The organism is Alteromonas profundi, assembly GCF_010500865.1.
Taxonomy (GTDB): domain Bacteria; phylum Pseudomonadota; class Gammaproteobacteria; order Enterobacterales; family Alteromonadaceae; genus Alteromonas; species Alteromonas profundi.
Genome location: NZ_JAAAWN010000002.1, coordinates 180,910 through 201,165 on the forward strand (window position 1 = coordinate 180,910; position 20,256 = coordinate 201,165).

Below are 20,256 nucleotides of genomic sequence, written 5' to 3' on the forward strand. Positions count from 1 at the left end.
TCCTCAGTTTTCTGTATCAGTGGCCTTTTGCTATGCGTTATACTGGCCGCTATGAAAGAACAAACATCTCAAAAAGTACAATTTGTTACCATAGATGCCGACATGGCAGGGCAACGAATAGACAATTTTCTGCGCACCCAGTTAAAAGGTGTGCCCAAAAGCATGATTTATCGTATTTTGCGCAAAGGTGAAGTACGGGTCAACAAAGGCAGGGTTAAGCCTGAATATAAACTCGCCGCTGAGGATATCGTTCGTATTCCGCCGGTTCGTGTTTCTGAAGGCGCCCCTGCGCCATCTCCAAAACTAGATAAAATAGCGGCCTTAGAGTCGCAAATTTTATTTGAAGATGAGCGTTTGATTGTTATCAACAAGCCTTCTGGTATTGCCGTACACGGAGGGAGCGGACTAAGCTTCGGCTTAATTGAAGGGCTAAGGGCGCTGCGCCCACAGGCTAAATTTATGGAGTTAGTGCATCGTTTAGACCGTGAAACTTCCGGGTGTATCCTTATAGCCAAAAAACGTTCTGCTTTGCGGCATATGCATGAGCAGTTACGTACTGGGAAAATGGATAAACGGTACCAGGCGTTGGTCGCAGGGCAGTGGCCTAGTACACGCTTTAAGGTAAAGGCGCCGTTACGAAAAAATGTACTGCAGTCTGGTGAGCGTATGGTCAGTGTTTCCGACGACGGCAAACCCTCAGAAACGCGCTACCGCATATTACAAGAATATAATGGTGCAAGCCTCGTTGAAGCTTCACCTATTACCGGGCGTACCCATCAAATTCGCGTTCACTGTTTACATGCAGGACATCCTATTGGCGGTGATCCTAAATACGGTGATGCCGAGTTTGACAATAAAATGCGTCAAATAGGTCTTAGTCGCTTGTTTCTTCATGCTCATAGCATTTCGCTAATTCATCCGGGCAGCGAAGAACGAATAAAGTTTAGCGCACCGCTAGATGCAACATTAACCGCAACGCTAAATGCGTTGACGGTAAAATAAAGGATAGACAAAGCAGTTATGCAACCCAAGTACAAACTTGTTATTTTTGACTGGGACGGCACCTTAATGGACTCAGCAGCGAAAATTATTAGCTGTATGCAAATAGCGGCACGTGAGTGCGCTATGCCTGTTCCCACAGCCGCCGAAGTAGGGCATATAATAGGAATAAGCTTAAAGCCTGCCATTAAACAGCTATTTAATATACAAGATGAAGGGTTGGCCGAGCGGCTAGTATTGGCGTACAAAGAAGCATTTGTTTCAAAAGACGATACGCCTTGTCCCTTGTTTGAAGGTGTAAATGGTTTATTGACCTCGCTGAAAGAACAAGGGTGTGTGCTTGCTGTTGCAACGGGAAAAGCCAGACGGGGATTAAACCGTGCATGGCAGCAAACCGACACTGGGCACTTTTTTACCACCTCACGATGCGCTGACGATGCTGAGTCGAAACCCTCACCGGATATGTTGTTGCAGATTCTTGATGAGCTAAACATTCGTGCTTCTGACGCGGTAATGGTAGGCGACACTACCTACGACATGCAAATGGCAAAATCTATAGGCATGGATCGTATCGGTGTGTCTTATGGCGTACACGCCCAAGTTCACTTAGAGGCGCTATCGCCAAAAACCATTGTCCACAGCATTATTGAATTACAAGATTACCTAAACGCACGCTAACCTTGAGGTTGCGATATCCAGTAAATCGATATCAAAGTGTTTGTCCAGTAGGTTGTGTAACAACATGATGGGCAAACCAATCAGGGTGTTAGGATCGCGACTGGTTATGCGCTCGAATAAAAGTACCCCCATTCCTTCACATTTAAAGCTGCCCGCACAGTCTAAAGGCCGTTCGGCTTCTACATAGGCCCGCAGTTGGGCTTCGCTGTGTTGACGAAAGAATACGCTGGTTTCTTCTACTTGAGTTACACACCTCGCTTCGCTATCAGTTTGTGCAAAACGACATACGGTTAACGCAGTATAAAATGAAACGGTTTTATTTTGGCACATCTTAAGCTGCGCTACTGCGTTTTCTACCGTACCGGGTTTGCCTAACAAATGTTTTCCGGTAGATGTTTCAACTAAAGCGACCTGATCGCTTCCAATAACAATATGCTCAGGATAACGATGGGCAACTTTTTGTGCCTTAGCAGACGCTAACCGGGTGGCGAGATCAATAGGCGATTCGTCGGGTAGGGGTGTTTCATCAATAGCGGGGGCATAGGTTTCAACGGGTATGCCTATATTGGCGAGTAACTGCTTACGATAAGCAGAGGATGAAGCTAAAACAAGTTTGGTCATACTACAACCCTTCTACAACACTATGAATACGCAACACGAGAGACCTCCCCGCACCAGAATATCCATAGCCAAATACATAAAGACCCGTCATTCAAAGGACTCACGACTTACACTAAGTCACCCTAAATCTGGTCTAATAATATCACGCAATAGTACACTACTAATACGTGTTTTCCTTTGGTCATTTTCCTTATAACATCACCAGTACATCGAGAGTGATTATTGCGTTTCCCATTGTACAGTATTTACGACAACCCGCTGGTTTACCAATAAAGGGACTAAATTTATTTTTCTTAGTTAGTTTTTTAGCTTAAAATTTACCGGTAATAGTGATTAATGCTTTGACACTCGCGGGATGAGGCTATATCATGCGCGCCCTATGCAGAAAGTGAAACTCCCTCATTCGGTTGAACCGACTAAAAGTGCTATGAAACGTTCCGATTATCGGGGCATCATGGCGTCTAAAGATATGGAACGATTGAGCGAGGCAGTGGTCAAATGCAGCGACGACGTGGACGTTGAAGTACAGTTTGAAAAAGACGCGCAGGGTCTTACTGTTTTTCACGGTCATTTAGGCATGCAGGTGACACTTATCTGTCAGCGGTGTAATGGTGAACTTGATTATCCAGTTGATGTGGATTTCTGTTTTACTCCAGTGCAGGGAGAAAGACAGGAAAATGAGGACAGCATTCCCGAGGCTTACGAACCGGTAGAGGTCAACGACCACGGAGAAGTCAGTCTGCTTCAAATTTTTGAAGACGAAATTTTGTTATCCCTGCCTATTGCGCCCCGTCATGCAGAGTCGGAGTGTACGGTTAAACGGGACGATATGACGTTCGGAAAGATTGAACCGGAACAAGAGCGAAAAAACCCATTCGCGGTTTTGAAAGAACTTAAGCGAGACCAGGAGTAAGTTATGGCAGTACAACAAAATCGTAAAACGCGTTCAAAGCGTGGTATGCGTCGTTCACACGATGCATTGACAGGCGCGACTTTGTCTGTCGATTCAACGTCGGGTGAAACACACCGTCGTCACCACGTAACCGCAGACGGTTACTATAAAGGCAAAAAAGTAATCGGCGAGTAACACGGCGACTACATTTTGTCTAAGCTAACCATCGCGTTAGATATCATGGGGGGCGATCATGGTCCCCCTGTTATCCTATCTGCAGCCGTAAAGGCTATCCAAAATTACCCCGACGTAAATTTCAATTTGTGCGGCGATGAAGCCGTTATTTCTCCTATTCTTAGCCGATTAACGCCAAGTGCGCGAGATCGTGTGGAAATAACCCATTGCGAGCAAGTCGTTGAGATGGGCGAAGCGCCTACCTCGGCCTTACGTCATAAAAAACGTTCATCCATGCGCCGTGTTATTGAATTAGTCGAACAAAAGCAGGCTGATGCATGCGTGAGTGCCGGAAATACAGGGGCACTTCTTACCTTATCTTTGTATCTACTTAAAACTTTATCGGGTATAGATAGGCCGGCCTTAGTTGGCATGATGCCTACGGCTAGCCACCATAAAGTAGTCTTGCTCGATTTGGGTGCTAATGTTAACTGCACACCCGATATTTTATTTCAGTATGGGGTAATGGGCTCTGTACTAGCGCAACAACTGGCAGACATCGAACGCCCCCGCGTAGCCCTACTAAACGTGGGTGAAGAAGACATTAAAGGTAATGCGCAAGTTAAATCAGCTGACCAGCTTTTTAAAGACGCGCCAGGTATAAACTATATTGGTTATGTAGAAGGCGATGATATATTTACCGACCACGCTGATGTGGTGGTCACTGACGGTTTTACTGGGAATGTAGCGTTAAAATCGAGTGAAGGCTTGGCTAAGCTTGTGATAAACGAAGTAAAACGCCACTCTCAACGTAATTTTTATAGCCGCCTGATGGCTAAAATAGCCTTTCCGCTACTGAAATCTATCTATAACAGTGTGAACCCCGACCAGTATAACGGCGCGAGTCTGATAGGATTGCGCGGCATTGTTATTAAGAGTCATGGAAACGCATCTAAAGACGCTTTTTATTACGCCATTGTACAGGCGATTACGGAAGCACGTATGCAAGTTCCAGACAAAATAAAAACCAAAATAGAAACGGTATTGTTGGAGCAGCTTTGAGCAAATATTCACGATTTATTGGTACGGGCAGTTATTATCCAACGGATGTGCGTACCAATGCCGACCTTGAGGTTATGGTAGATACCAGTGACGAATGGATCACCGACCGTACAGGAATAAAAGAAAGACGTATCATAGGTGCAGATGAAACCGCTGCAACTATGGGGTATGAAGCCAGTAAAAAAGCGATAGAGATGGCTGGTATCGACCCGAAATCCATCGATATGATTGTCTGTGCCACGACCAGTGGGCGATACGCATTGCCAAGTACCGCCTGCGAAATTCAGCGCTTATTAGACATAGATGGTATTCCTGCGTTTGACGTAGCCGCAGCGTGCGCTGGTTACTGTTACGCGCTTAGCGTTGCCGATCAATATATAAAGTCGGGCATGGCCAAACGCATATTGGTTATTGGCACCGACTGTTTAAGCCGCCTTATCGATCCCGCTGATCGCACCATGGTTATTCTTTTCGGTGATGCGGCAGGGGCGACCATTATTGAAGCGAGCGACGAGCCGGGCATTTTATCCACACATATTCATGCAGCAGGTTCATACGGCGACTTATTGTACGTAGGTAATCCCACCCGTGGTGACGAGCAATCTGTCCACGAAAATTGGGGGGTGATGCGTGGCAATGAAGTATTCAAAGTTGCGGTAAATAAGCTTTCAGAAGTGGTGGAGCAAACCTTAGCTGCCAATGATATGGAAAAGTCTGATCTAGACTGGTTAGTACCTCATCAAGCAAATTTCAGAATTATTAAAGCGACAGCCAAGAAGCTCGATATGTCGCTTGACCAAGTGGTGCTTACTCTTGAAAAGTATGGCAACACCTCGGCAGCAACTGTACCTACTGCGTTAGATACCGCTATTCGAGATGGCCGTATTAAGCGTGGGCAACACTTATTGTTAGAAGCCTTTGGTGGCGGCTTCGCTTGGGCATCAGCCCTAGTACGCTATTAATGAGTACGCCACTAAACTTGTCTTCCTTTTCTGGCTAATAACAAGTATTTAAGAATAATAAGGAATAAATATGACAAAAACAGCCTGCGTATTCCCAGGTCAGGGCTCACAAGCAGTGGGTATGCTTAATGAGTTAGCCGACAGCTACCCAGCTGTCATCGATACCTTTAAAGAGGCGTCAGAGGCGCTAGGGTACGATTTGTGGGAGTTGGTACAAAATGATGCCAATGGCAAGCTAAACGAAACCCATGTAACCCAGCCTGCGTTACTTACTGCAAGTGTGGCAGTGTGGCGAGTAATGCGAGAGCAGGGTATTGATGTTGATTATTTGGCCGGTCATAGCTTAGGAGAGTATTCTGCGCTAGTATGCGGCGGTGCGTTAAGCTTTACTGATGCGGTAAAGCTTGTTGAAGCCCGGGGTCAATATATGCAACAAGCCGTGCCTGCGGGTGCCGGTGCTATGTATGCCATTATTGGTTTAGACGATAATACTATTGCTGATATTTGCCACCAAACGGCGATTGCCACGGGTGATGTTGTTGCGCCGGTTAATTTTAATTCGCCTGGTCAGGTTGTCATCGCCGGTGAGAAAAATGCAACCGAGAAAGCCGGTGAAGCTTGTAAAGAAGCGGGCGCAAAACGTGCGCTGCCATTAGCGGTAAGTGTACCTTCTCATTGTGAACTAATGCGTCCAGCTGCTGACAAGCTTGAAGAAATGCTGGCTACCCTAAAGGTAGAAACGCCAAAAATTAATATTGTTAATAATGTCGATGTCACCATAGAGACAGATGAGCAAAGCATAAAAAATGCGCTAGTTCGCCAATTGCATTGCCCTGTTCAGTGGACGCGTACGGTTCAATATCTCGCTGACGCAGGGGTTGAACGAATAATTGAAGTTGGGCCTGGTAAGGTATTAACAGGCTTAAATAAACGTATTAGTAAGGGATTAACCTATCTTTCGGTTAATACACCTGAAGGTGTGGAAGCACTAAAACAATAAAGGAAAGGCTATGAGTCAATTAGAAGGCAAAGTAGCACTGGTAACGGGAGCAACCAGGGGGATTGGTAAAGCAATCGCTACCGAGTTGGCTTCGCAGGGTGCTACGGTAATCGGCACGGCTACAAGTGATACTGGCGCCACTGCCATTACTGATTATTTGTCAGCACAAGGTGGTAAAGGGCTTGCGCTTAATGTAACTGACAAAGCGAGTGTTGAAGCTTCACTTAAAGCAATTACTAGTGATTTCGGAGGCATTGATATTTTAGTCAATAATGCCGGTATTACTCGTGATAATCTGCTTATGCGTATGAAAGATGACGAATGGCAGGATATTATAGATACGAACTTAACCGCAATATTTACGCTGTCAAAAGCGGTACTTCGCGGTATGATGAAGAAGCGTTTTGGACGTATCGTTAATATTGGTTCTGTTGTAGGGTGTGCAGGTAACGCTGGACAAGCGAATTATGCAGCGGCAAAAGCGGGTGTTATTGGTTTTTCTAAATCAATGGCGCGTGAAGTCGCCTCTCGGGGGATCACTGTAAATGTGGTCGCACCCGGCTTCATCGATACAGACATGACCAAGGCGCTGAGTGACGATCAGCGTGAGGCAATTTTTAAAGATATTCCGGCTAATCGCTTGGGTGATCCTGATGAAATTGCCGCCACTGTTGCCTTTTTAGTGAGTAACGGTGCTGCTTATATTACAGGCGAAACCATTCATGTGAATGGCGGTATGTATATGGGCTAATTCGCATTTTTTGCGAATTTAACTTAGTTAGGGGTAGTATTTCCCCCAACTAGGATGTAAAAATAGAGTATTAAGAATTTGGGATGTCGCTGGTTTGACCAGACAATAAGTTTAAACTGGTGCTTGCAAGGGCGCACCTTGCAAAATAAACTAGCGACACTTTTACTATCTAGTGACGTTTAAGGGAAACCTAGAATATGAGTAACATTGAAGAACGCGTTAAGAAAATCATCGTTGAACAGCTTGGCGTGAAAGAAGAAGAAGTAAAATCAGAAGCTTCATTCGTTGACGACTTAGGCGCTGACTCACTTGACACCGTTGAATTGGTAATGGCGTTAGAAGAAGAGTTCGATACAGAAATTCCTGACGAAGAAGCAGAAAAAATTACTACTGTTCAGTCAGCTGTTGATTACATCAACGCAAACAAAGACGCTTAAGTCTTTCGTTATATGTAAAAACGGCTCTTTTTAGAGCCGTTTTCTGTATCTCCCCCTTTGGTTCCAATGCGAGGACTTATTGTGACAAAACGTCGCGTCGTGGTTACTGGTCTTGGAATGCTTTCACCTTTAGGTCTCAATAGTGATGAGACTTGGCGCCGGCTGCTTGCAGGCGAAAGTGGCATTGGTGAAATCACTCATTTCGACAGCAGTAATTATTCCACTCGTTTCGCTGGTCAAATCAATGATTTTGATCCGTTGGAATATATTGAGAAAAAAGAAACGAAAAAAATGGACCGGTTTATCCAGCTAGGTATAGCGGCGGGTAAACAAGCCTTAGTGAACTCAGGCCTTAGTATTACTGAAGACAATGCACATCGTGTAGGTGTGGCAATTGGTTCGGGTATTGGAGGTTTAGAACAAATTGAGCAAAACCACCTTAAGCTGTTAAATGGCAGTCCTAAGCGTGTATCACCCTTTTTTGTACCCTCAACCATTACCAATATGATCTCAGGTTTCCTGTCTATCATGGAAGGGTTGAAAGGGCCAAATATTAATGTTGTTACAGCCTGTACTACGGGTGTACACAATATAGGGATAGCGGCGCGTACCATTGCTTATGGCGATGCCGACGCAATGCTGGCAGGGGGGGCGGAAGCCTCTATTACCCCTCTAGGTATTGCCGGTTTTGCAGCTGCTCGTGCTCTCTCTGCGCGCAACGATGATCCTCAAGCGGCTAGCCGCCCATGGGACAAGGATCGTGACGGGTTTGTAATGGGCGAAGGTGCTGGCGTTGTAATGCTTGAAGAGTATGAAGCAGCGCAAGCCCGTGGTGCAACTATCTATGCCGAATTAGTCGGCTTTGGTATGAGCGGTGATGCTTATCACATGACGTCACCGCCAGCTGATGGTGAAGGTGCTGCAGCGTCGATGGAAAACGCATTACGCGATGCCAATATTGAAGGTAAAGACATCGGCTATATAAACGCTCACGGAACGTCTACCCCGGCGGGAGATGTGGCGGAAGTTGCGGCGGTTAAACGTGTTTTCAATGAGCATGCTTACGAGGTGTTGGTTAGCTCCACGAAATCGATGACAGGTCACCTTCTTGGCGCGGCGGGTTCGGTAGAAGCAATATTCACTATTCTTGCTTTGCGAGATAGAATGGCGCCGCCTACCATTAACTTAGATACGCCAGGTGAAGGGTGCGACTTAGACTTTGTAGCAAACAAAGCGAAAATGTTTACCTCAGATTATGCGCTGTGTAATTCATTTGGCTTTGGCGGAACGAATGGCTCGCTGATATTCAAGCGACCTTAGCGTACCAGCAAAAAGAATATGTACGTTTATCAAGGCAGCCTAATGGCTGCCTTTTCTTGTTTACACATACTAACTTGGTATACTTTAGCGCTGTTTAAGTAACCGTGGGTGTTTTGTGTACATACTAGCCAATAATGCCGCCATATCGCCGTCTGATAGAGCATTTAATTATGGTGATGGGGTTTTTACCACTATGCATGTGGTAGGTAGGCAGGTGCGATTACTCGACTATCATCTTCGACGGGTAAATCATGACGCACAAGCACTCGGTATCGCACTTAATTGTGTTGAGCTTGCCACTGCCATTAACCAATTTGTCGCAGGCCACGGGAGCGAGCAATATGTACTAAAAGTGCATGTTTGCGCTGGTGAAGGCGGCCGGGGCTATGCCCGCGATCCTAAAAAGCCTTCCCTCGTTCGCTTTTCTGTTCACGATTACCCTGTGCACTACGCCAATGTAAAACAGCGTGGGGCAAAACTTATTTGTGCCGACACGCGGTTAGCCATTCAGCCTGCCCTTGCGGGTATAAAGCATATGAACCGTTTAGAGCAGGTGCTAATTAAGCAAGAGGTGATAAACCGTGATGCCGACGATGCACTCGTGTTCGACACCAACAATCATGTTATCGAAGCCAGTGCAGGAAATGTGTTTTTTCATAACGGCGTACATTGGTGTACCCCTGAATTAGGTGGATGTGGTGTAAACGGTGTGGTGCGTCAATATTTACTTGATGCTGCAAACAAAGCGGAAAAGCCGATTGAGCAGGGGAGTTACACAATCGAAGATATTGCGTCTGCTCACGCCTTAGTTATTACCAATGCGTTAATGGGCGTTATGCCAGTAACTATAATACACCTTGGCGATGCAGGTCAGCTGTCATTTAACGGCACCGATGGGCAATGGTTAGACAGCTTACTATTAAAGAAGTATCAGGAAGAGAATGCGAATTTTACTTAGTATAGGCGTGGTACTCGCGTTATTTATAGGTGCCATAGGGGCTGGAATAATTTACATAAAACAACGTGTTGAACAACCACTTATGATTACAGAACCGCAACTGTATACCGTTGAGCGGGGGAGCAGTGCATATAGGGTTGTGAAAGATCTTCGTCAACGGTCACTTACCCGCATTTCGCCTTTTGTTGCAAAAGTATGGTTACGGGTATTTGCTACTGATACCGATATTAAGTCGGGCACTTATGCGCTTGACGAAGGCATGACGTTAACCTCTTTAATGGCGAAGTTAACCCGCGGTGAAGAGCATTATTTTTCTGTGAGCTTGGTAGAGGGGTTAACCTTAACCCAGTGGCTAGATACACTACGCCAACACCAAGAGCACCTTGTTTTTGATATTGATGCTAATCGTATTAGTGAATTAGTAAAAAATTCCCCATGGGCAAAGTATCACGATCAACCAGAAGGTTTATTTCTCGCAGACACTTATTTTTATACCGCAAATACCAAGGCCAGCGTTATTTTATCCCGCGCGCTTTCCGCCATGCATGAATTTATCAGTGTAGAATGGCAAAAAAGACAAGACGATTTGCCTATAGATAGTCCCTTTGAAGCGCTAATATTAGCCAGCATTATTGAAAAAGAAACAGCAGTACCAGCAGAACGAAGCCTAATAGCGGGGGTGTTTGTGAATAGATTGCGTAAAAATATGCGCCTGCAAACCGACCCCACAGTTATATACGGCATTGGTGAGGACTTCGATGGCAATATTACGCGCAAGCATTTACGTACAGCCACCGCGTACAATACTTATGTAATTAAAGGTCTGCCTCCAACACCTATCGCCATGGCAGGAAAAGAGGCCATTATGGCTGCACTGCACCCTCAAACGACAGAGGCACTTTATTTCGTCGCACGGGGGGATGGAAGCCATGCGTTTTCAACCACACTAGAAGCGCACAATAACGCGGTACGAAAATACCAGCTAAACAAGAGATAGATAAACGCAGCACATTATGAACGGAAAATTTATTGTTGTAGAAGGCCTTGAAGGGGCTGGGAAAAGTTCAGTCATTGGGCTGATTAAGGCGTATATTGAAAAGGCCGGGATAGGTGTAGAACAAACCCGTGAGCCCGGCGGCACACCTATGGCCGAAGCAATTCGAGAGTGTGTAAAACACGATTGGGAAGAAACGGTAGCACAAGAGACCGAACTACTTCTTATGTATGCGGCGCGAGTTCAGCTTCTAAAAAATAAAATACTTCCCGCTTTAGAAAAGGGCATATGGGTAGTGGGAGATAGACACGACTTATCCTCACAAGCATATCAAGGTGGCGGTCGACAAATGAACGCTAACACGATGAAAGAAATCAGTGCCATCGCCCTAAATGGCTTTAAGCCCGACCTCACTATTTATCTTGATGTAGAGCCAGCTGTTGGCTTACAACGTGCCCGAGGGCGTGGCGAACTAGACAGAATAGAGCAGGCTGGCTTGGCGTTTTTTGAGCGAACACGGGCGCGCTATTTGGCCCTTGCCAGCCAAGACGACAGCATTGTTGTTGTCAATGCGATGAACGAGATGGCTATCGTTCATGATGATGTATGCAATGTATTAAAGGAGTACTTGTCCTAATGCTTCCTTGGTTGCAGGCAACGTATACCCAGTTGGTTAATCGCTATATCAATAAAACGCTACATCATGCGTTGTTATTTAGCGGTCCAGCGGGTATTGGAAAGCAGCAGCTAGCAGAGACGCTTGCATTCGATATGCTGTGCAAACAGCCTACCCATGGCGGGGCATGCGGGCAATGTCAAAGTTGTCACTTGCGCCAAGCGGGTAACCACCCTGATTATCATGTACTTGAGAGCGAGAAGCAGTTAGGGGTAGATGCTATTCGAACGGGCATTACAAAGCTTAGTGGCACGGCACAAATGGGGGGCAGTAAAGTACTTATTATTCCGCAAGCCGACAGTATGACTGAGGCCGCGGCCAATGCCTTGTTGAAAACATTAGAAGAGCCCACAAATAACACCTACTTGTTATTGATAAGCGACAGTCTTAACCGATTGATGCCGACCATTTTAAGCCGGTGTGAGAAACATACGTTGTCGCTTCCCGATACTCAAAGTAGCTTGCAGTACCTTAATTCAAAGGGTATCGACGATGCCAGTGAAGCGCTATTACAAGCTTATGGACACGCGCCCCTTAGAGTAGAGGCGGCGATGAAAAGTGAAGATGAATTCTCATACAGACGTTTTTCTGACGGCTTTGGCGCTCTCCTTGCAAGTTCAAATAATGGAGGGCAAAAGCAGCAGGTATTAAGTTTGGCTAGCAAGTGGCAAGCTCACGCGATACAAGTAACTCAGTGGTGCCAGCAAGAAGCGCAAAAAGCGTATCGTAATGGTGGCCAACCACGAGACTATGCGCGCTATCAACATTGTGTGGATGCGCTTAGAACGCTGCAACACCCAGGCGTGAATAAATCTCTCGTGCTGGTAGGTGTATTGCAACAATTTCAATGTTAATGCGCAAGGTCGCGTTAACCTAAACGAAACAGGTGTATTTTGTTCGTAGATTCTCATTGTCATCTAGATAGATTAAAGCAGTCGCCCGAAGCGTTGGCAGAAACCTTACAGTTCGCGCGAACCCGAGGGGTAGAACATTTTCTTTGCGTGTGTGTGTCGGTAAACGACTACGATAGCATGCTTGAAACAGTGAAAGGTTTTAGCGATGTATCTGTTTCCTGTGGGGTACATCCGCTTCATCAAGATGAAGCATGTAGCTACGCTGAGCTGCTTGAAAAAGCGCAACGTGACGAAGTGGTGGCAATAGGGGAAACGGGCTTAGATTATTTTTACAGCCCAGAAAGTAAAGAAGTACAACTTACCTCCTTTGTTGATCATATTAAAGTGGCGAACGAAACGCGCAAGCCGCTTATCATTCACACCCGTGATGCACGCGAAGACACCATTAACTTACTGAAAGCGCATAAAGCACCTCATACCAAGGGTGTTTTGCATTGCTTTACCGAAACATTTGAAATGGCGCAAGCTGCGATAGAAATGGATTTTTATATTTCTATATCCGGCATCGTTACCTTTAATTCCGCTGATGAGTTACGTGAGGTAGTAAAAGCCATTCCATTATCACGTTTATTAATAGAAACGGATTCGCCTTGGCTGGCGCCAGTTCCTCACCGTGGTAAACAAAATCAGCCCGGCTATGTGGTTGAAGTGGCAGAATTTATTGCTGAGTTAAAGGGGGTCACCGTAGAAGAGTTAGCCCGCTGTACTACTGAAAACTTTTATAACCTTTTTTCGCTAACTGCACGTAAAGGTAACTAAAATAGCAGGAGTACCTTATGCCTCAATGGCGACAAGGATTGACCAAAAGTTTACATAAAACCCGTAGTGTACCGGAAAGTCGTTATTTTCAGCTAGCTACCGCAGATGAAGAGGGTACGCCTTACTGTAGAACGGTGGTGTATCGTGGGTTAACCGAAGACAACGACTTAGTCGTAATATCCGATACGCGAACGGGTAAGTACGCGCAACTGTGCGAGCAAAATAAAGCACAAGTCTGTTGGTATTTCGCGAAGACCCGTGAGCAGTACCGCTTTTCGGTAACGGCCCATTCGGTAACCACAGCGCACGCGCCTGTGTTAGTAAGATCGCATTGGGAACGATTATCTGATGCGGGGAAAAAGCAGTTCTTGTGGGGAGAGCCAACCACCCCTAGAAATGACGGTGCAGCCTTAAGCGTTACCGGTAGTTTCGATGAGGTACCCGCGCATTTTTGCGTGTTGCTATTGAATGTAACAAAAGTGGACTACCTAAATTTACGCGGTAGCCCACAGTACCGAGAATTACACTATCTCGACGGGCAAGGGAATTGGCTAAGCCAATCAGTTGTACCTTGATGGCGCCGCTTTAAGCGGGTTATTCAAACACCTTAGAGATAGGCGTATCGCCTTTAAATAAATGCACAATTAGATTGTCATCACTCGAGCGATTTAGGCTTTCAACAATCGTTGTTGCCACATCTTCCCGTGGAATAACTGCATCATCTCTATTATTGGGCATATCTGTGGTAACTAAGTGCGTCCCTGGTTCATTGAGCAAGCTGCCGGGGCGTAAAATAACGTAAGGTACGCCGCTATTTATTAGGTGTTCATCTGCCATATGTTTTGCTACTAGATAAGGCTTAATATCACCGTCAACCTCGTCAGGGTTGCCCGCGCCAATAGAGCTAACCATAATAAATTGCGAAACGTTCGCCTGCTTAGCATAGTTTACCGCGTTTCTCGCTCCCCATAAGTCGATAAGCAGTGTCTTGTCAGCCCCCGTGTTGCCGCCGCTTCCTGCTGCAAATACCACATTATCAACGCCTTCAAATGCAGACGAAAAATCGCCCTCAAGGTTTTGTTCGGCAATGGTAAGGTTGGCATTTTCAACGTCACTCAACTTTTCAGGGCTTTTAGTCAAAGCAACGACTTTGTGCCCGGCATCGAGCAATTTTTTAGTAGCTTGTTTACCAATTTGCCCGGTGGCGCCTATAACTAAAATAGTAGACATATGTAACTACTCCTTGAAATGAATGTATTGGTAGATAGTGTTAAACCAGTATTTAGATCACGGGGGGCTGGTCAGGGCAGGGTAAATTACATGTTTATGCGGTGAATAGTAATAAAGCAGGGTAAACGTATGTTGTTGCTAAGAGGCAAGGTTAGCAACAATATACTCTGTGGTAGTATTTACTACTGCATCGGCCCAATCGTAGTAACAAGGCTATGTTTTACACTGTATAGAGAATGCACCATGAGCCATTATGCGCGGTACTTTACCGGCTACCCCAAAGACATCGTTGAACAAGCACTTCGTTTGATTGAGAATAACAAAGTAAGGGATTATCTTATTAGCAAGTACCCCAATGCCCACGATGTTACCTCTGATAAACTACTTTATACGTACGCGACTTCGTTAAAAAAGCAGTATTTGAAAAACGAACCTCCTTTTGGACGTGCAGGGTTTAAAAAGCAAGGCGATATGATCACCAATGCCCTCGGTACTCATACGTACCGTATGCAGGGGAAAACGCGCAAGCACGATTTAGCAATAAGTAGCGATTTGATGTATGCGCCAGAACCCTTATTAAGAGCGTTGGTAGTGCATGAACTGGCACATTTTAGGGAGAAAGAGCACAATAAAGGCTTCTATCGACTTTGCTGCTACATGGCGCCTGACTATCACCAGTTAGAGCTAGACTTACGACTCTTTTGTGCCTCTCTCTCGTTAGGGGATAACCCTTACAGCCGGAAAAAATAACCGAATCAACGTTTCTTAACAAGAGCAGTTCCATTCCTATAAACCGATCTGTTGAGCATTAGTGCACGTATCTTTTTCATAAGTATAACTATGGACTTCGGGCACTAACATGGAAAAAAAGGAACTTGTCACCCCTGGCCTAGCCGTTGCGCTTACGCCTGTGGTGTTAACGCTGCTTATTTTAGGTACCCAGATTTTTTATTTTGGGGTGTTTGAGCCCCATATTCCCCTTGTAATCGGCTTAGCGCTAACCAGCCTGTTGGGGGTGTATTTAGGGTTAACGTGGGAGGATATTCGTGAAGGAATTTTCCACGTTATTCATGTTGCACTCCCCTCGGTTTCGGTACTTATAACAGTAGGCATGATTATTGGTGTTTGGATTGCTAGTGGCACGGTGCCTACAATTATTTACTATGGGCTCAACGCGCTTTCTCCGCAAATATTCTTAGCCGCAGGTATGGTGATATGTGCCGTTGTTTCGGTTTCTTTGGGCACAAGTTGGGGTAGCGTTGGCACGGTAGGGTTAGCGTTAATGGGCATTGGCGAGGGGTTCGATATTCCTATGTATTGGACTGCCGGGGCGGTGGTTTCAGGTGCATTTTTCGGGGATAAAGTATCGCCGCTGTCTGATACGACTAACTTAGCGCCTGCGGTTACGGGTACAGATGTGTTTTCTCACATTAAAAATATGATGGCCACAACGATTCCAGCTATGGTAATTGCGCTGGTTATCTACATCGCGGTGGGGTTCTTCGTTATAGATACACAAAGCGTTTCGTTTGCGAAAATTTCAGGTATTACCACGGCGTTAGAAAATAACTTCTATATTTCCCCATGGGCCCTTGTGCCCGCATTAGTAGTTATGGCACTGGCGCTTAAAAAGTGCCCGCCGCTACCTTCTCTTTTTGCTGGCGTAGTAGTGGGTAGCGCAATGGCGATGGTTACACAAGGTCAAAGCTTACAGTCGGTATTTGATTTTGCGAATAACGGCTATGCGATTGAAACAGGAATAGCAGAGATAGACAGCTTGCTAAATCGAGGCGGTATCCAGTCTATGATGTGGACCATTTCGTTAGTATTAATTGCATTAGGTTTTGGTGGCGCGCTAGAAACCACAGGCTGCTTGAGAAGTATTATTAATGCTATAAAGAGCAAAGCAACCACATTTGCCGGTACCCAGACGGCTGCCGTTGGAACGGCTTTCGCCACTAACTTGGTGGCCGGCGACCCCTATTTATCTGTAGCCTTACCTGGGCGTATGTACTCCCCTGTATATAGGGGGATGGGGTACTCTACGTTAAATCTTTCTCGCGGTATTGAAGAAGGAGGAACGCTTATGTCGCCCCTTATCCCGTGGAATGCTGGGGGCGCGTTTGTTATTTCGGCGCTTGGTCTTGGGGTCTCTGGGGATAACTTACAAAATCTATTATACATACCTCTTGCCTTTGCCTGCTGGACGGCGCCTCTTATCGGTATTTTCTATGCGTTCACTGGGCTGTATTCGCCTAAGGCCAGCGACGAAGAACGTGCAAGGTGGAAAGAATCGGGCGAGACTATCGCTAAGTTTAATAAAGATGGCTCGCCAAAAATCGACTAATTAGAACAGGAGGCTTGGCAGAAATGTTGAGCCTCGTTTGGCGTTAGCCCTTTACTGACCGCCCCAATGCCCACACTTATCGCTTGATTAAACTCGCAGTTCCCACATTAATTCTTTTCAACTATCAGCAGGGTGGAGGGAATTAAATACCGTCCTCTTTCAAACATACTTTTTTCCTATTAGCTAGAGTTTTTACCATCTATAAAAGCTATCACCTATATCAGATTTACTCGTTTTAATAGCTTTTGTGAATTGTGAATAATGCACACAATCTAAAAAGGAGAATGAAATGAGCACACTACTTAAAAAGCTAACAATGCCAAATGGCCATAGTGCGTCCACGACCCCCATTCAAACGAAATGCAACTACGCCAACAATTATTATGGCGATCAGGTCTGCGTTGCGGTGAAAACCACCCCTAATAGTGAAGTAAATAGTCTGTCTAGTCAGTTAGGAGCTGCATAATGAAAACCACCTTATCTAAAATTATATTAGGCTGCGTTACCGCGGGAATGTTGTCTATGGGCGCAGGCGCCGATACCCTTACACGACAAAATGGAGCGCCAGTAGGCGACAACCAAAATTCACAAACTGCAGGCCCTTGGGGCCCTGTTTTACTGCAAGACTCACATTTAATTGAAAAGCTGGCAGCGTTTGACCGTGAGCGTATCCCGGAGAGGGTGGTTCATGCTCGCGGTGTTGGTATTCATGGTTATTATGAAAACTACGTAGATTTGTCTGACGATACTGTTGCTGCACCTTTTCAATCCGAAGGCAAAAAAACAGAAGTGTTTGTACGTTTCTCATCCGTTGTTCACGGTCACTTGTCTCCTGAGACATTACGAGATCCACGTGGATTTGCGGTGAAGTTTTATACTGAACAAGGCAACTGGGATCTGGTGGGTAATAATTTCCCTGTGTTCTTTATTCGCGATGCGATTAAATTCCCAGATATGGTTCACGCATTTAAACCTTCACCGGTTACAAATAAGCAAGAAGCAAAACGTATTTTCGATTTCTTTTCTCATGTTCCAGAGTCGACGCATACGCTAAGTATGTTGTTTTCTGATTACGGTACGCCGGCAAGTTACTTAAATATGGATGGTTCAGGGGTGCATGCCTTTAAGTTTGTGGATGAAGAGGGTAACTACAAGTATGTGAAGTTTACTTGGAAAGCTAATCAGCCTATTAAGAACTTTACTAATGAAGAAGCGATGAAGATGCAGGGCGTAGATATGCAGCCTCACACCACGGATGTTTATACACGTATTGGTGAGAAAGGTGAAACAGCATCATGGGATCTCTATTTACAAGAATTAGCGCCTGAGCAGCTAGACGATTTTGAGTTTAATCCCCTTGATACCACGAAAATTTGGCCTGAATCACTTGTGCCAGCGCGTAAAATTGGTCGCTTAGTATTAAACCGTGTACCGGATAATTTCTTTGAGGAAACAGAGCAAGCAGCATTTGCACCAAGTAACTTGATACCTGGTATTGAGCCATCTGAAGATCGTATGTTGCAGGGGCGTTTGTTCTCGTATGCTGATACACAGCGTTATCGTCTTGGTGTGAATGCCTATCGGATCCCGGTTAACTCACCGAAAAACGCCCAGATAGACAATCATGAGCAACACGGAAAGCTACGTACTACAAGTTCGGCGCGCGACGTTAACTATCAACCAAGCCGTCGTCTTGATCTTAATGAAGACCCAGCGTTTCGTTATTCAAGCAAACCACTAGCGGGTATGACGCAACAAATACCTTATTACAAAGAGCAAAACTTCAAACAAGCGGGCGAGTTTTTCAGAGGCCTGTCGAGGGAAGGACAGCAACATTTAATAAGTAACTTAGGGGGCGCATTAGCTTCCGTACCTGAAGAAGAAATTCGTGTCATTATCAGTGCCTTTATGTACAACGCGGATAAAGACTACGGAAAAGGTGTTGCAAAGATAGCTAAGGCACCTATGTCGCGAGTACGTGAAACAGCCAAAGCATTAATGCAGCAACAAGCTGAACGTGCGGCAAAAGCTAAAAAAGTAGCTGAAAGCCTTACAGCGCTAATGCAATAACCGATGTAAAACGAAGGCGTGTTCAATCTGAACACGCTTTCCTCTTAATTACGTAGTTTTATCATTTTATGTAAGTCATCCAGCAGGAGAGAACTAAAGATGGGGTTAATGAAAACGATTTCGATGCTAGGTGCAATGTTAATTATCAGCTTCCATAGCTACGCTGATAGCACGCTAGATAGCCTAAAAACGCGCTATTTCGATGCCGCTCGAACCGGTAATCAAGCAGTATTGCAAACATTCTATGAGGCGGGGTTAAATGTAAACGTAGCCGATGAAAAAGGCTATACAGCGCTTATCCTTGCTGCTTATCATGGCCATAACGATACGGTAACATATTTAATAAAACACGCTCACGCGAACCCATGCCAAGAAGATGCCCGTGGTAATACGGCGCTGATGGGGGCCATATTCAAAGGGCATGTGCAGGTAGCAAAGCAACTTGTGTTTGCCGATTGCGACGTTGACGAAACTAACGCGCAAGGCCAAACAGCCTTAATGTTTGCCAGTTTGTTTGACCGTACTGATATTGTACAGTCCCTACTTGCTAAAGGCGCTAACCCTCTACATAAAGATAAATCGGGAAATTCCGTGGCCGATATCGCGTTGTCGCAAGGTAATTATGCGCTTGCCGAGACGCTCACTAAAGCAAACTAGGTACGACGAATCACGCTGTTAGAATCCGGTTTAGGCCATAAGGTTAACGCGTAGGTATACAAGATGCGCTGGTGTAATCGTTAACACTTGCGCCTTTTTTTACCGTTCTTGCCAACGTCTTCTTTTTACTTTGAAATTGAAATACTCCCACCACTTCGCTAGTGTGTAACGCCAAGATGATCACGATAAGCAATAGCAATGAAGATAGATATTATTCAAGCCGACTACCAAAATAGTCATCATCAGCAAGATATTCCTTTTTTATTGAATGAATATGCGAAAGATCCCATGGGAGGGAATAGCGCATTAGATACCGAGGTATACAGCAATCTGGTGTCACATTTGGCAAAACTACCCCACGCATTCACGGTTTTAGCCTACGTTGATGGTAAACCAGCGGGCCTCGCCAATTGCTTTGAAGGCTTTTCTACCTTTGCATGTAAACCGCTGGTGAATATTCACGATATGGGTGTAATAGCAAGCTATAGGGGAATGGGCTTAAGTCAAAAACTACTTGAAAAAGTTGAAGAAATTGCTAATGGGAAAGGGTGTTGCAAAATCACCTTGGAAGTTTTAACCTGTAATCACGTTGCAAAAGCGGCGTATCAAAAGTTTGGTTTTTCTGACTATGAACTCGATCCTAGCGCCGGAAGTGCAGTCTTTTGGCAAAAAAAATTATAATCGCTTTGTGAAAAATCTTCACAGGGTCTGAAAATAAGGAAGCTTTTGCCACTATCAATGCAGTCACATGCACT

General features: G+C 45.3%; 24 protein-coding genes. 22 read left to right on the top strand and 2 right to left on the bottom strand.

Annotated elements, in window-relative coordinates; genetic code table 11:
- Positions 1–51 precede the first annotated feature (51 nt).
- Both rluC and GTH32_RS02345 read left to right on the top strand, forming a co-directional pair.
- Positions 52–1,002 carry a 23S rRNA pseudouridine(955/2504/2580) synthase RluC gene (rluC, locus tag GTH32_RS02340; RefSeq protein ID WP_163083620.1) on the top strand — a complete coding sequence of 317 codons (951 nt, stop codon included), beginning with the start codon at positions 52–54 and terminating at the stop codon, positions 1,000–1,002.
- A gap of 18 nt (positions 1,003–1,020) precedes the next feature.
- Entirely contained in the window at positions 1,021–1,677 is a 657-nt protein-coding gene (locus GTH32_RS02345) for an HAD-IA family hydrolase (RefSeq protein ID WP_163083621.1), read from the top strand.
- Here GTH32_RS02345 and GTH32_RS02350 read toward each other — a convergent pair.
- A complete protein-coding gene (locus tag GTH32_RS02350; RefSeq protein WP_163083622.1) occupies positions 1,663–2,298 on the bottom strand; it encodes a Maf family protein in 636 nt (211 codons plus the stop codon). The two genes, GTH32_RS02345 and GTH32_RS02350, sit on opposite strands and share 15 nt — an antisense overlap.
- A 379-nt stretch (positions 2,299–2,677) precedes the next feature.
- On the opposite strand from GTH32_RS02350, the gene yceD reads away from it, so the two are divergent.
- The 14 genes from yceD to GTH32_RS02420 all read left to right on the top strand — a co-directional run bounded on the left by yceD (position 2,678) and on the right by GTH32_RS02420 (position 13,772).
- Positions 2,678–3,211, top strand: coding sequence for a 23S rRNA accumulation protein YceD (gene yceD, locus GTH32_RS02355; RefSeq protein ID WP_163083716.1), 534 nt, complete (start codon positions 2,678–2,680; stop codon positions 3,209–3,211).
- Positions 3,212–3,214: 3 nt separating this feature from the next.
- Entirely contained in the window at positions 3,215–3,385 is a 171-nt protein-coding gene (gene rpmF / locus GTH32_RS02360; RefSeq protein WP_163083623.1) for a 50S ribosomal protein L32, read from the top strand.
- A gap of 15 nt (positions 3,386–3,400) precedes the next feature.
- Positions 3,401–4,426 (top strand): phosphate acyltransferase PlsX, encoded by a 1,026-nt coding sequence (gene plsX, locus GTH32_RS02365; protein ID WP_163083624.1) that lies wholly within the window; start codon positions 3,401–3,403, stop codon positions 4,424–4,426.
- Complete coding sequence (locus GTH32_RS02370) at positions 4,423–5,388, top strand: beta-ketoacyl-ACP synthase III (RefSeq protein ID WP_163083625.1); 966 nt, start codon at positions 4,423–4,425, stop codon at positions 5,386–5,388. The genes plsX and GTH32_RS02370 overlap by 4 nt, the downstream gene beginning before the upstream one ends.
- 70 nt (positions 5,389–5,458) lie before the next feature.
- Entirely contained in the window at positions 5,459–6,388 is a 930-nt protein-coding gene (gene fabD, locus GTH32_RS02375; RefSeq protein ID WP_163083626.1) for an ACP S-malonyltransferase, read from the top strand.
- Positions 6,389–6,398: 10 nt separating this feature from the next.
- On the top strand, positions 6,399–7,139 hold the full coding sequence (gene fabG / locus GTH32_RS02380) for a 3-oxoacyl-ACP reductase FabG (protein ID WP_163083627.1): 741 nt from the start codon (positions 6,399–6,401) through the stop codon (positions 7,137–7,139).
- 197 nt (positions 7,140–7,336) lie between these two features.
- Positions 7,337–7,576, top strand: a complete 240-nt coding sequence (gene acpP / locus GTH32_RS02385; protein WP_075609221.1) for an acyl carrier protein — start codon at positions 7,337–7,339, stop codon at positions 7,574–7,576.
- 81 nt (positions 7,577–7,657) lie between these two features.
- The gene (gene fabF / locus GTH32_RS02390; protein ID WP_163083628.1) at positions 7,658–8,896 is read left to right on the top strand and encodes a beta-ketoacyl-ACP synthase II; all 1,239 of its coding nucleotides are present in this window, start codon (positions 7,658–7,660) and stop codon (positions 8,894–8,896) included.
- Between the two features lie 115 nt (positions 8,897–9,011).
- Positions 9,012–9,854, top strand: a complete 843-nt coding sequence (gene pabC, locus GTH32_RS02395; protein WP_163083629.1) for an aminodeoxychorismate lyase — start codon at positions 9,012–9,014, stop codon at positions 9,852–9,854.
- Complete coding sequence (gene mltG / locus GTH32_RS02400) at positions 9,838–10,851, top strand: endolytic transglycosylase MltG (RefSeq protein ID WP_163083630.1); 1,014 nt, start codon at positions 9,838–9,840, stop codon at positions 10,849–10,851. The genes pabC and mltG overlap by 17 nt, the downstream gene beginning before the upstream one ends.
- A gap of 16 nt (positions 10,852–10,867) precedes the next feature.
- Positions 10,868–11,485 (top strand): dTMP kinase, encoded by a 618-nt coding sequence (tmk, locus tag GTH32_RS02405; RefSeq protein WP_163083631.1) that lies wholly within the window; start codon positions 10,868–10,870, stop codon positions 11,483–11,485.
- Positions 11,485–12,378, top strand: coding sequence for a DNA polymerase III subunit delta' (holB, locus tag GTH32_RS02410; RefSeq protein WP_246223111.1), 894 nt, complete (start codon positions 11,485–11,487; stop codon positions 12,376–12,378). The genes tmk and holB overlap by 1 nt, the downstream gene beginning before the upstream one ends.
- Before the next feature lie 39 nt (positions 12,379–12,417).
- Entirely contained in the window at positions 12,418–13,197 is a 780-nt protein-coding gene (locus GTH32_RS02415; protein WP_163083633.1) for a TatD family hydrolase, read from the top strand.
- Between the two features lie 17 nt (positions 13,198–13,214).
- The gene (locus GTH32_RS02420) at positions 13,215–13,772 is read left to right on the top strand and encodes a pyridoxamine 5'-phosphate oxidase family protein (protein WP_163083634.1); all 558 of its coding nucleotides are present in this window, start codon (positions 13,215–13,217) and stop codon (positions 13,770–13,772) included.
- A gap of 19 nt (positions 13,773–13,791) precedes the next feature.
- Here the strand turns inward: GTH32_RS02420 and GTH32_RS02425 are convergent, their stop codons facing one another.
- The gene (locus GTH32_RS02425; RefSeq protein WP_163083635.1) at positions 13,792–14,427 is read right to left on the bottom strand and encodes an SDR family oxidoreductase; all 636 of its coding nucleotides are present in this window, start codon (positions 14,425–14,427) and stop codon (positions 13,792–13,794) included.
- A gap of 243 nt (positions 14,428–14,670) precedes the next feature.
- On the opposite strand from GTH32_RS02425, the gene GTH32_RS02430 reads away from it, so the two are divergent.
- The 6 genes from GTH32_RS02430 (at position 14,671) to GTH32_RS02455 (ending at position 20,182) form a co-directional block, all read left to right on the top strand.
- Positions 14,671–15,177, top strand: coding sequence for a M48 metallopeptidase family protein (locus GTH32_RS02430; RefSeq protein WP_163083636.1), 507 nt, complete (start codon positions 14,671–14,673; stop codon positions 15,175–15,177).
- Between the two features lie 109 nt (positions 15,178–15,286).
- On the top strand, positions 15,287–16,774 hold the full coding sequence (gene nhaC, locus GTH32_RS02435; protein ID WP_163083637.1) for a Na+/H+ antiporter NhaC: 1,488 nt from the start codon (positions 15,287–15,289) through the stop codon (positions 16,772–16,774).
- Positions 16,775–17,063: 289 nt separating this feature from the next.
- Positions 17,064–17,240: a hypothetical protein gene (locus GTH32_RS02440; protein ID WP_163083638.1), complete on the top strand. Its 177-nt coding sequence runs from the start codon at positions 17,064–17,066 to the stop codon at positions 17,238–17,240.
- A 47-nt stretch (positions 17,241–17,287) separates the two neighbouring features.
- Positions 17,288–18,844 carry a catalase gene (locus GTH32_RS02445; RefSeq protein WP_281360010.1) on the top strand — a complete coding sequence of 519 codons (1,557 nt, stop codon included), beginning with the start codon at positions 17,288–17,290 and terminating at the stop codon, positions 18,842–18,844.
- A gap of 123 nt (positions 18,845–18,967) precedes the next feature.
- Positions 18,968–19,501 (top strand): ankyrin repeat domain-containing protein, encoded by a 534-nt coding sequence (locus tag GTH32_RS02450; protein WP_246223121.1) that lies wholly within the window; start codon positions 18,968–18,970, stop codon positions 19,499–19,501.
- Positions 19,502–19,699: 198 nt separating this feature from the next.
- Positions 19,700–20,182 (top strand): GNAT family N-acetyltransferase, encoded by a 483-nt coding sequence (locus GTH32_RS02455; protein WP_163083641.1) that lies wholly within the window; start codon positions 19,700–19,702, stop codon positions 20,180–20,182.
- Positions 20,183–20,256: the final 74 nt, after the last annotated feature.